The organism is Hydrogenobaculum sp. (assembly GCF_049967395.1).
In the GTDB taxonomy this organism is placed as follows: domain Bacteria; phylum Aquificota; class Aquificia; order Aquificales; family Aquificaceae; genus Hydrogenobaculum.
The window spans coordinates 1-1,994 of the sequence record NZ_JBMFST010000095.1 but is presented as its reverse complement, the minus strand read 5'-3'; the positions used below and the strand labels follow the sequence as shown (position 1 = coordinate 1,994).

2 protein-coding genes are annotated in these 1,994 nt (G+C 34.3%); both read right to left on the bottom strand.

Features of this window, described 5'->3' with window-relative positions:
• On the bottom strand, window positions 1-378 hold a 378-nt coding region (locus ACP5S8_RS08205; protein WP_461876451.1), incomplete at its 3' end, for an RAMP superfamily CRISPR-associated protein.
• 9 nt (window positions 379-387) lie between these two features.
• Window positions 388-1,994: hypothetical protein (locus tag ACP5S8_RS08200; RefSeq protein ID WP_461876450.1), on the bottom strand; the 1,607-nt coding region annotated here is incomplete at its 5' end.

The window sequence follows — 1,994 nt, the reverse complement described above, 5'->3', positions numbered from 1 at the left end:
CAAGCTAAGTTCAAACTCTCTATCAGGTATTAGTATCTCGTAGTCAAACTTTCCACCATGCTCCACCGTCATGTATTCGTTTAGTTTTATGCCGTCTCTTATAGAGGTGATGTGCTCGTTTTTAAGTATCAAATCTTCAAAGAAAGCCAAGGATTCTTTCTTGTGGTTTCCAAAAAATAGCGACACAAGTTCTTTATCTTTAAAAGTGTCTTCAAAGTAGTGTTTTAGAGCCCCCTTGAAAGAAGTTCCTGGTATGAAAAATCTTCCTTCTTTATCTGTCAAAAGCTCTATATCCGTTGACTCTCCTTTGCCTCTTGCAATCACCAAAGGAGCCAAGCTTTTTACGTTCCCCTTCAACAAAAATACGCTTTTTTCCATAAACACTCCTTATGCTGATTTATTTTGGCCTCTATTTTTGACCCTTATAGTATCAAAAAAGTTAAACCAATAGCGTTTGGCTAAATCAAACCTCAGCTTATGATCGCTTTTTAACTGAAGCCCAAGCTCTTCTGCCAATTTTTTATATTCATAGTTTTCATATAGCCTATCCACTATACCCACAAATTCTTCTAAATTTTTTATGTCGTCCTTAAAAGCTTTTTCAAGGTTTTTGTAAGCTTTTTTATGCTTTTTATAGTCTTCCTGCCCGTCTTCTTTTATACCTTTTATATCTTTGAAAAACTCATTTATATCTTCTATAGAGTTTGCGTTGGTTATAAGAAGCCTGAGTCTTCCAATGAGGCTGTTTGTAAGGTCTTTTTTTCTTTGAAATCTTTCTGCGTCTTCAAAACCTTTGTATTCAAAGTAAGCTTTAAGGTCTTCTTTTATTAAGCCCACTAACATATTTTTTGTATGCTCTATTTTATTTTGACCGGTTTTTAACTCATCTTCTTTTTCTTGCCATCTTATATTTTCAAAATCTTCGTAAATGTCTACTTTGCCGTATCCTAAGTGAGTAAGTTCACCTACACCGTAAAACAAGAGCTTCTTTATAGCTTCTTCTGATATGTCACCTTCTATGCTTACTAGAAAAGAAGAGCCTATGTCGTAGGCGTAAAGTCTTGGGCTTCTAGAATGCCATACATCAATATACCTTTCTAGCGTTGTAGTTATCGCTATAGCGTTTTCTATCTTTACAGGGACACCTAAAACATTTTTAATATAATCTTGGAACACATCTGTGGACAACGTTGAAAATCCATTTTGGTTGTATAAAACAATAGGACTTACAGCGTATATTACAAACCTCTTTTTAGAAGGTGGTTTTGCTGTAATGGGCTTTATATCGTAAAATTTGACCTTTGCCCTTCCATACTGAGCGCTTCTTGACCTTCCTATGTAAAGTTCTGTTCCTACTGTATCTCTTATAGCCTCTAAAAGAGCCTTGTCCCCTATTAAATATCCTCTAAAGGATTGACCTTCTTTTATGGCTTGATAGTAAAATATATCGTGTTCATCGTACTGATTTTTAGTTCTTATGTTTTCATATTTGTTGTGATGAATGTAAGCGACTTTTGCAGTGTTAAGCGTTTTTACATGATCGTTTGATTTTGTATAAAAGCCAAATTTTGGCTTACTTCCTATGGCAATTTCTCTGTCTTTTTCTGAGAATATAGAAACTATCTTACCCTCTTTTGTCTCTTGGATAAACATGGGTATCGGTTTATAGGGCTTTTCCTTGTAGGGATAGGCATTTGAAACCAAAACTTTTTGTAAAAGCTCATCTTTGTATCTCTTTGAAAATTTTTTATGAATGGCACCCCTTATGCTGGTAGAAAGTATATAGTCCAAGCTTTCAATGGTGTTTTTGTCTTCTCTTTTAGAAAGCATAACAACTGGGTCTATAAGCTCCAAATCAAACTCCATTATGTGATCTTCACCGTCTAACGTTATGTCTAGTTTTTCGTCCTCTTTTTTTTCTTTATACATTTCTCCTTTTGTTAAAAGCTCAATACACTCATCTATTTTTTTATCTATATCTATATGTGTTTGTA